General features: G+C 69.0%; 7 protein-coding genes. All 7 read left to right on the forward strand.

The window, feature by feature from the left end; translation table 11 throughout:
- Positions 1-361 precede the first annotated feature (361 nt).
- Positions 362-1,282: an Acg family FMN-binding oxidoreductase gene (locus IE136_RS35005; RefSeq protein ID WP_189602542.1), complete on the forward strand. Its 921-nt coding sequence runs from the start codon at positions 362-364 to the stop codon at positions 1,280-1,282.
- Positions 1,283-1,376: 94 nt separating this feature from the next.
- Complete coding sequence (locus tag IE136_RS35010; RefSeq protein ID WP_189602543.1) at positions 1,377-2,612, forward strand: PP2C family protein-serine/threonine phosphatase; 1,236 nt, start codon at positions 1,377-1,379, stop codon at positions 2,610-2,612.
- Positions 2,613-3,610: 998 nt separating this feature from the next.
- Positions 3,611-4,672: a PucR family transcriptional regulator gene (locus tag IE136_RS35015; protein WP_189602544.1), complete on the forward strand. Its 1,062-nt coding sequence runs from the start codon at positions 3,611-3,613 to the stop codon at positions 4,670-4,672.
- Positions 4,673-5,447: 775 nt separating this feature from the next.
- On the forward strand, positions 5,448-6,983 hold the full coding sequence (locus tag IE136_RS35020; RefSeq protein ID WP_189602545.1) for an alanine/glycine:cation symporter family protein: 1,536 nt from the start codon (positions 5,448-5,450) through the stop codon (positions 6,981-6,983).
- 257 nt (positions 6,984-7,240) lie between these two features.
- On the forward strand, positions 7,241-8,539 hold the full coding sequence (gene nhaA, locus IE136_RS35025; RefSeq protein WP_189602546.1) for a Na+/H+ antiporter NhaA: 1,299 nt from the start codon (positions 7,241-7,243) through the stop codon (positions 8,537-8,539).
- Between the two features lie 536 nt (positions 8,540-9,075).
- The gene (locus IE136_RS35030) at positions 9,076-9,369 is read left to right on the forward strand and encodes a hypothetical protein (RefSeq protein WP_189602547.1); all 294 of its coding nucleotides are present in this window, start codon (positions 9,076-9,078) and stop codon (positions 9,367-9,369) included.
- Between the two features lie 206 nt (positions 9,370-9,575).
- A partial coding sequence (locus IE136_RS35035; protein WP_506417209.1) for a transposase family protein occupies positions 9,576-9,959 on the forward strand: 384 nt, incomplete at its 3' end.

The following is a 9,959-nucleotide window of genomic DNA, read 5'->3' on the forward strand; positions in this document are numbered from 1 at the left end:
CTCGTACTGCTGGAACTGCGGGTGTTGCGAACTGCTCAGTGGCCTGTGACAGCGCCACTCTTCGGCAGCCAGCCCCGTCGCCCGCCAGGCGTCTGCTCTGGCTTGGAGCGATGCGGAGTCCTGCGCCTTGTCGGCCGCTGTTACGGACGCTGCCCATCTCATCGGGTGCCGCCGGGTCCTCCCTGGGACAATTGAGCATGGGAGTGGACCGAACGTCTTCTCCCCCGTTCCCGTCGTGATCGCCGGCGCACGCGGTCCCGCCGCCGGGGATCCTGCACAGACAGGACGAGCCGTGTCCACTCCAGCACTTGACGCAGGGGTCGTAACGTCGCTGGTCGAGGACGCCGCGAGGGCGCCCTCCATGCACAATGCCCAGCCCTGGAGGTTCGTGCACCGCAGCGGCGGCCGTTCCCTGGCCCTGTACGGCGACCCCCAGCGCACGCTGCCGTTCGCCGACCCGGACCACCGCGCGCTGCACCTGGGCTGCGGTGCCGCCTTGTTCAACCTGCGCGTGGCCGCCGCCCACCACGGCTGGGCTGCCGAGGCCCGGCTGCTTCCCGACCCCAACGACCCGTGGCACCTGGCGGATGTACTCCTGCGGCAGAGCGACAGCGCGGACCGCGGTCTCGCGGACCTCCATCCCGCCGTACGACGGCGGCACACCAGCCGTTTCCCCTTCTCCGAGGAGCAGATTCCCGAGCCCGTACTCGACGGACTTCGCGCGGCCGCTCTACTGGAAGGCTGCCGGCTGATCACACCTGGCGCCTGGCACACCGATGCCGTCATGGAACTCGTGCGCGACGCCGCAATGCTTGAGGCAGCCAGCGAAGCCGTGCGCGCGGAGATCGCCTCGTGGACGCGCACCGGCAGGCCCGGGGAAGGCCCCGCCACCGAGGGCATACCGGTGGACGCCCTCGGTCCACGACAGTACGGCGTGAGCGCCCCCGCACGGGACTTCGACGCCCAGCGGCACCTGCCGGACCGCGAGGTGGCCCTCTTTGAGGAACACCCCCAGATTGCGCTGCTCGGCACGGTGGAGGACGCCCCGGCGGACTGGCTGCGAGCAGGCCAGGCGATGCAGCGCGTGCTCCTACAGGCCACCCTTGACGGCCTCGCCGCCTCTCTGATGTCGCAGCCCCTCGAATGGCCCGAGCTCCGGCCGTCCGCACGCGATCCGAGCGTCGCGATCGGCTTCATCCACATGGTGTTCCGTCTCGGCTACGGCGCCTCAGGTGAGGCGACACCCCGCAGGCCCGTGGCCGACGTCCTCGCTTTCCAGTGACGGACCCGACGCCTCACCGTCCAGCCCACCTGGTAGGTCCCCGGACCGGATCGGTGCCGGCGCCGTCGAGCAGCGGAGAGGACCGGCAAAGCCTGTGGAACCGAGCATTGACTACAAAGCGTTGTTCATCGCCACCCCCAGTCCGTATCTGGTGCTGGATCCAGATCTGGTGATCGTCGACGTCAATGAGGCATACCTGCAGGCCACCGGCCGGAGCCGACAGGACCTGGTCGGCCAGTACGTGTTCGACGCCTTCCCGGACAACCCGGCCGATGAAGGCGCGGACGGCGTGCGGAACCTGAACGCCTCGCTGCACCGGGTCCTGCAGTCGAGGCAGCCCGACACGATGGCGGTGCAGAAGTACGACATCCCTATCCCGTCTCGGGCCTGGACGTTCGAGGAGCGGTGGTGGTCGCCGATCAACACCCCCGTCCTCGGCCCGGACGGGCAGGTGGCATGGATCATCCACCGGGTGGAGGACGTGACCGAGTTCGTCCGCTCCCGCCCGCCCGGCCCCGCAGGAGGACCCCTGGGCCGGCTAGAGGCGATCGAGGCCGAGCTGTACGCGCGTGCGCGGGAGCTGCAGAGACTGAACGAGGAACTCCGACAGGCACACGCCCGGGAACGCCAGATCGCCCTGACCCTGCAGGAAGCCATGCTGCACTCGCCCGACCTGGAACGGCACCCGGATATCGCAGTGCGCTACGTGCCTGCGGTCGGATCGCTGAACGTGTGCGGCGACTGGTACGACGTCGTCGACCTGCCCGACGGCGCTTTCGCTGTCGCCGTCGGAGACGTCGTGGGCCACGGCCTGGAAGCCGCCACCGTCATGGGCATGCTCCGCAGCGCCCTGAGCGCCGCCGTCAGAGCCCTGCACGAACCGGCCAGGTCGCTGGAGGTGCTCGGCCTGTACTCACGGTCCGTCGAAGGGGCGCTCGCCACCACCGCCGTCCAAGCCGTCATCGACACCAGCCGCCGGCAAATCTCGTACAGCAGCGCAGGCCACCCGCCGCCAGTCCTGCTGCACCCCGACGGCACCTGGGACCTGCTGGACCAGGCCACCGACCCCCCTCTCGGCGCGCGCCCCGACCACGTCCCGCGCCCCCAAGCCGCCGTGCCCTATACCCCGGGCGACCACCTCGTGCTTTATACCGACGGCCTCATCGAACGCCGAGACCAGGACATCGAAGCCGGCCTGCAGCAGCTCACCGAAGCCCTCGCCCGCCATGTCGGCCTTAGCCCCGACCGCCTCGCTGACGCCGTCCTGGCCCGCCTCGGCGTCGCCGGCGGAGCCCGCGACGACATTGCCCTCATCACGGTCCGCCTCTGACGTAGACCAGCCCATCGCGTCCCGGCGCAACCGCGACCGAAGCAGGAACACCGCCCGGGGGTCCTCTGCCAAACAGGCGAAGCGTTCGAGCAGAACCTCCGCCCGGGGGTCGTCGCCTTCGCGTACCACCGACACAATCTCGTCAATCACTTGGCGTAACTCAGGCGACACAGCCTGTTCGAAAGTCTCCACCACCCTCACTTGGTACCCAGAACAGGCTTCGCGAGCTCTCACACGATTGAGTGACGCTCGCGGAGCGGGTGGCTCGACTCGACGGCACTGTCCTCCCCTTCGCGGAGAGCCTGCACCTCAAGTGACGCATGTCACCGGCACACTTGTCGGTTCGGCGTCCGGGACCGGCGGCGCACCGGGGTGGCTCTGTGCGGCGTTCACTTCGTGGCGAGGGGAACGCCGACGAGATGTCGCGTGTCGTCCAGTTCGCGGGCCGGACACTGCCCCTTGGGCCGGGTGACGACGACGGGCTCGTCCAGAGTGCCGCCCACTGCGGCTCCGGTAAGCGTCCCGACGCACTCCTTTTCCAGCCGGTGCGTTTTCGGCGGGCGATGATGCTGCTGGCCTCGGCCGGTGGCAGTACAGTCCCGGTCATCGCGCGTCTGGTCCAGGCGGACGAGGACACCGCCCGCGACGTGATCGCCGCGCCCACCAGTACCAGCAGCCAGAAGCCGACGACCACCACGAGTGCCGCGGTGAACAGCACCGTGGGGAACGTGGTGGCGGCCTGCCAGAACTCGCCCATGATGCGGGTCCCCCTTGCGTCGTCGGCGCGGCACGATGACTTCCGGGTTACGGCATCGGTCTGGTGCACCGGCCCCGGTCCGGTCATGCTGACAGGGGGGGCACGCCTGTTCGTATTGCCTTCACCCGGCAGTCTTTACGCGCCCTTGATGCCGGTGGCGGTCCCTCGGCCGACCCGTGTCACCCTTGAGGCCCACGCGTCAGGAAACCGTCAGCGGCGCGTCAGGAACCGGGGAGGGATCATGGCCGAGCAGGGCGGAGTCGAGCAGTATCTGGAGGGGTATGCCCGGATACTGGTCGGGGTCTGCGCCACCGGCCGGCGGCTGAACCGGGACGAGCTGGAAGCGCTGCGCGGGCAGGGCGAGCGAGCCGCGGAGGCCGGCATCGGTCTCCGTCTCCTGGTGCGTGCGCACCTCGCCGCCGCCCAGGACGTACGGGCGGATCTGCGTGGCGCCGCCGCCGACCACCTGCTGTCGGCGGTGGAGCAGGCGGTGGACGCCTTCGCCGAAGGCCACGAGCGGGCGCAGCGGCTCGCGATCCGCCAGCAGGAGGCGGCCCGGCGGGAGTTCATCGACGACCTGCTCCACGGACGCAGTGACGTCGGCCGTCTCGCCGAACGGGCCGAGCGCTTCGGCCTGTTGCTGTCCCACGCCCACGGGGTCGCCGTCGCGCAGGGGCGCGAGCCGTACGACGACGGCTATGCCGTCACCCGTAGCGTGGAGTCGTCCCTCGCGGCTCGTTTCGGGGACCGCCGCATCCTGCTGACCACGAAGAACGGCCGGCTCATCTGCATCGCGCCGGGCGACCAGGCCGACGTCCTGACCTTCTTCGCCAAGCAGGCGCACGCCGCGACCGACGGCGGCCGGGTGGCCATCGGCCGGGCACACCCGGGCGTCGGCGGAGTCGTCCACTCCTACGAGGAGGCGCTCAACGCCCTGGACCTGGCGGAGCGCATGAACCTGGAGGACCCGGTGCTGCGCGCCGCCGACCTCCTCGTGTACCCGGTACTCACCCGCGACCGGCAGGCCATGGCCGACCTCGTCCGCACGGTGCTCGGCCCGCTGAAGGAAGCGCGCGGCGGCGCCCAGCCGCTGATCGACACCCTCACCGCGTACTTCGACACCGGCTGCGTTGCGGCCGAGGCGGCCCGGCGGCTGTCGCTGAGCGTCCGGGCGATGACGTACCGGCTGGAGCGGATCCACCGGCTGACGGGCGCCGACCCCGGCAACCCCGTCGACCGCTACACGCTCCAGACCGCGGTCGTCGGCGCCCGCCTGCTGGACTGGCCGGAGCAGGAGCTCTGAGCGGGCCTGGCGGTCCCCGGTTCGGCCCGGCGGCGGGATGCGGAGCAACGGGGCCGGCGTGACACTTCGCTCCGTCGGTCACCGAGCGTCACGACAGAGAAAAGGACAAAGCGGCTACGCGGATTACTCGCTTTCCGGCCACCTCGGCAGCTGCAGGAGATCGTCCGCTGGCGTCCGTCGGGACGTCGTGCATGGCGGCCTGCTTCCGTTCACGCGCCACGAGCAATGTGTGTGTCGGGTGCACGCCTCATAGTGCCGTCACGGCAACTCCATTTCACTGCCATACTCCGGCAGCAAAATGGCCAATATGTTGCCAGTCACCGGCAAAGAGAGCCTCTGCGTGCCCTTGAGGGTGTGAGCACCCGGAGCAGCGCCCCCAGAGACGCCCCGAGCCGGGCGGTCGAAGCATCGCGGAGCGGGACCCTCGCCTGAGCACCTGACAGACCGACGTCCGATGAACGGATCAAGCCATCCGCATAACGGTCTGGTCTCGCTTGCTGGCACTTCGAAGATTACTCATGGTTATGTGACTTGAATCACTAAAGAGGACGTAAAGAGCGTGGTAGAACTGCGCAACTCCGCGGGTGGCACCACCCCTCGCCACGACGCGGAGCGGCCGGCACGCGCCGGCAGCACGACCAGGGTGATCACGTTCCGAGTCCGCGGCACGTGAACCCAAGGGTCGCCGATCGGACAACGGCGTTCGCTCAAAGACCGCACACCTTCCCGGCGCACCCTCCCGCGCGCCGGTCCCTGCGCCATCGAGGTAACCACCGTGTCACTCGACTCCATCACCACGTCCGTCGACGAAGCCGTCAGCGGATTCTTCGAGCCCATAGCAACCTGGCTCGTGGACGTCGTCTTCTACTCCGTCCCCGTGGGCGGTACGGAGCTGCCCCTCATCGTCGCCTGGCTCGTCGTCGCGGGTCTGGTCTTCACCGCCTGGTTCGGGCTGGTCCAGGTCCGCAAGTTCAAGCTCGCCGTCGACGTGGTGCGAGGGAAGTACGACGAGAAGGGGTCGGCCGGTGAGGTCAACCACTTCCAGGCGCTGACCGCTGCCGTCTCCGGCACCGTGGGCCTCGGCAACATCGCCGGTGTAGCCGTCGCCGTCTCCATTGGTGGCCCCGGCGCCACGTTCTGGATGATCCTCTGCGGTCTGCTCGGCATGGCCACCAAGTTCGTCGAGGTGACCCTGGGAGTGAAGTACCGCGAGGTGCACGCCGACGGCACGGTCTCCGGCGGCCCGATGCACTACCTGCCCAAGGGGCTGGCCGACCGCTTCGGTAAGAACGGCAAGACCCTTGGCAAGGTCCTCGGGGTCCTCGCCTCCTTCTTCGTCCTGTTCTTCGGCCTCTTCGGCGGCAACCTCTTCCAGGTCAACCAGTCCTACGCGCAGCTGGTCTCCGTCACGGGTGGCGAGGACGGCCTGATGGGCTCGTCGGCCGGAGCGCTGTTCTTCGGCATCCTGATCGCCGCGCTCGTCGGCATCGTGCTGCTCGGCGGCATCCGCTCGATCGCCAACGTGACCAGCAAGCTGGTCCCGGCCATGGCCGGCATCTACATCGCAGCCTGCCTGGTCGTCATCCTGGTCCACGTCTCCGCCGTCCCGGCCGCGATCGCCACGATCATCGAGGGCGCGTTCAACCCCCAGGGCGTCGCCGGCGGTGTCCTCGGCGCGCTGATCATCGGCTTCAAGCGGGCCGCGTTCTCCAACGAGGCCGGTCTCGGCTCCGCCCCGATCGCGCACTCGGCGGTGAAGACCAAGCACCCCGCCAGCGAGGGCCTGGTCGCCCTGCTGGAGCCGTTCATCGACACCGTCATCATTTGCACGATGACCGCGCTGACCATCGTCATCGCCAACCCGGCCAGCTGGGGCGAGGCTCGCAAGGGCGAGTCCATCGGCGGTGTCACCATCACCTCGGACGCCTTCGCCACGGTGCTGCCCTGGTTCCCGTACATCCTCACCATCGCGGTGATGCTGTTCGCCATCTCCACGGTGCTGACCTGGGGCTACTACTGCATGAAAGCATGGACGCACCTCTTCGGCCGCAGCCAGGCCAGCGAGCTGACCTTCAAGGTCTTCTACACGCTGTTCGCGGTGGGGGGTTCCCTGTTGACGCTGCAGACCCTGATCGACATGGCCGACGCGGTGCTCTTCATGCTCGCCGTCATCAACATCATCGGCCTGTACCTCCTCGCCCCGGTCGTCAAGCGCGAGCTGAACTCCTTCCTGGAGTTCGTCCGCGCCCGCGACGCCGGTGAGATCACCGAGGACGATGAAGACCAGGAGTCGGTGAAGACCACCGTCTGACCGCCCCCGCGGCCTGGCTCCTGAGCGGGCCCGTACACACCTCGCGCCTTGGTGTGGACGGGCCCGCTCGTCATGCCCGTGTACCGCGTTTCAGCAGGTGAAACAGGGTATGGCGGGTCACGCGGCAGGCGGTTAGGGTGTAAACAACGCGTCAAAGCCTTCTGTGGCGGCTTGATCACGACGCGCGGTGTGCCGGGAAGTCTGGTCGGCGTCCTTGGGCTCTTATGCCCTCAAGCCGATCTCTTGGAGGCATATCCATGGCTGCCGCCCCTCGCGAGCGTTCCCCCTTCCTCGGCCTGCTCCCCCTCCCGGAGCGCAACGCCGTGGTCCAGGCACTGAGGACGGAGACCGTCGGCGGGCTGGTGCTCCTCGCCGCCGCCGTCGTGGCGCTCGTGTGGGCGAACACCCCGTGGAGCGGGGCCTACGAACAGATACGCGACTTCCACTTCGGCATACCCGCCCTTGGCCTGGACCTCTCGGTCGAACACTGGACAGCCGACGGGCTGCTGGCCATCTTCTTCCTCGTCGCCGGCATCGAGCTCAAGCGCGAACTGGTCGTCGGCGAGCTCCGCACCCCCGCCACCGCCGCGCTCCCGGTCCTCGCCGCGCTCTGCGGCATGATCGTGCCCGCCGCCGTCTACGCCGCCACGGTCACCGCTGGCGGCGGAAGCCTCGAGGGCTGGGCTGTGCCGATGGCCACCGACATCGCCTTCGCGCTCGCCGTCCTCGCCGTCCTCAGCACCCACCTGCCCGCCTCGCTGAGGGCCTTCCTGCTCACTCTCGCCGTCGTCGACGACCTCGGCGCGATCCTGATCATCGCCATCTTCTTTACCAGCGACCTGAACTTCGCCGCCCTCGGCGGAGCCTTCGCCGGACTGGCCGTCATCTACCTCCTCCAGCGCTTCCGCGTGCGCGGCTGGTGGTGGTACGTCCCGCTCGGCGTCGTCACCTGGGCACTGATGTACAACGGCGGCGTCCACGCCACCGTCGCCGGCGTCGCCATCGGCCTGATCCTGCGCACCACCCGCGACAAGGGCGAAACCGCCTCCCCCGCCGAGCGCACCTCCCACCTGCTCCACCCCGTCTCCGCGGGCGTCGCGGTACCCCTGTTCGCGCTCTTCGCCGCCGGCGTCGGCGTCTCGGGCGCAGCCCTGGGAGAAGTCTTCACCCGACCGGAGCCGCTGGGCGTCGTGCTGGGCCTCGTCATCGGCAAGACCCTCGGCATCTTCGTCGGCACCTACCTGGCCGCCCGGTTCACCAAGGCCAGGCTGAACCCCGAGCTGGCCTGGGCCGACGTCTTCGCACTCGCAGTACTGGCCGGAATCGGATTCACCGTCGCCCTGCTCATCGGCGAACTCGCCTTCCCCGACCCGGCCGCGTCCGAGCACATCAAGGCCGCGGTCCTGATCGGCTCCCTCATCGCCGCCGTCCTCGCGGCCCTCCTCGTCAAGCGGCGCAACGGCATCTACCGGCGCCTGTACGAGGAGGAGAACCGCGACGACGACAACGACGGCATCCCGGACATCTACCAGCGAGCCGACACCGCCGAGCGCTGACAGGGAGGTCCCTCATGGATGTCTCCGTGCTGACCGTAGCGGTCATCGCCGCCGCCCTGGTCATCAGAACGGCCTTGAATGAGATCCGGACCCCTGGCAGCGCTCGCCAGGAACCTCACCGATGGTGTGGCCATGCTCTCCGGTGCGGTGGCAGCTTTCTGCGTGGGAGCCATGGGCTGGCCCTACGCGGGATACGGCGCGGTTGCGTGGGCGGGACTGGGGGGCCTCCTGGTGGCTCACCTGACCGGACGGCACCACCCCGGAGGGTGATCTCGGCGGGACACATCGCAAGAAGTCTGAGGGGCGCGTCAGCTCCCTCTACGGTCCCGAGTCGGGATGGCTACGGTTGGGCATGCCTCGAATGGGCGGTTCTGGTCACTCGACGGTGCTGTTCCCACCATCAGCTCGCCGCCTGCGCCTCATGCCGGAAGAGCGGGTGAAGGAACCACGCCTCCTGATCCGCCTGCGTGGGAGTCTCGACCCGCGGGAGCGCCGCCATGTTCGAGTGCTGCGGACGCGGCGGTACGAAGAGCGGGTTGGTCGCGCGACGCTACGGCGACCTCCCGGCCGACGGGTTCTCCGACCTCCTCGCCCTCGACGGCAAGGGCGACCTGTGGTTGTACGGCGGGGACGGTCGCGGTGGTCTCAAGCCGCGCGTCAGGCAGGGCATCCTCTACCAGGGCTACCGGGTGACCGGCGTGGGCGCCCTCTCCGCGGCCGGCCACCAGTCCTACCTCGGACAGAAGTACGACGGTGAGCTGCGCCGCTACGACAGCGTCGTGGGAATCACGAAGATCGGCTGGGGCTGGAACGGCCTCGCCACGTTCTGATCCCCTCCCCCGGCATCAACAGACGCCCCGCCCTCTCCCCTGGGGGCCGGGGCGCCGTCGTAATCTCGCGCTCGACCTCGCCGCCGACCTCGCCATAAAGGGACAAACTCAGTACGGAGCAGCTGGATGCCCTCGCGAAGCTAGATGAGTGAGTCCGATTTTTGTGCTGGCCGCGACCATGGCGAAGGGCGCCCGTTGGCTCGTGTGTGAAGACAAACCTGGACGCCCTTCTGGCGGCACTGTACGTGTTCATCGACGACCATGTGGCCCCGCGTCGCCGGATCGGGCGACCTCCGAGACTGACGGACGCCGAACTGCTGTGCCTCGCGGTCGCCCAAGTGCTGCTCGGGTTCCCCTCGGCCCGGCACTGGATCCGCTTCGCGCATGCCCGGCTGGGGCATCTGCTCCGCTACCTGCCCCAGCAGTCCGCCTACAACAAGCGTCTGAACGCCGCCGGGCCGCTGATCTCCCACGTGATCGAGGCCCTGGCCCGGCAGGTGCCGACCTGGGACGACGACCTGCGGCTGATCGACTCCACCCCGCTGCCCTGCGCGGCATCGAGGGAGACCGTCAAACGATCCGACCTGGCG

Source organism: Streptomyces lateritius (assembly GCF_014649715.1).
Taxonomy (GTDB): domain Bacteria; phylum Actinomycetota; class Actinomycetes; order Streptomycetales; family Streptomycetaceae; genus Streptomyces; species Streptomyces lateritius.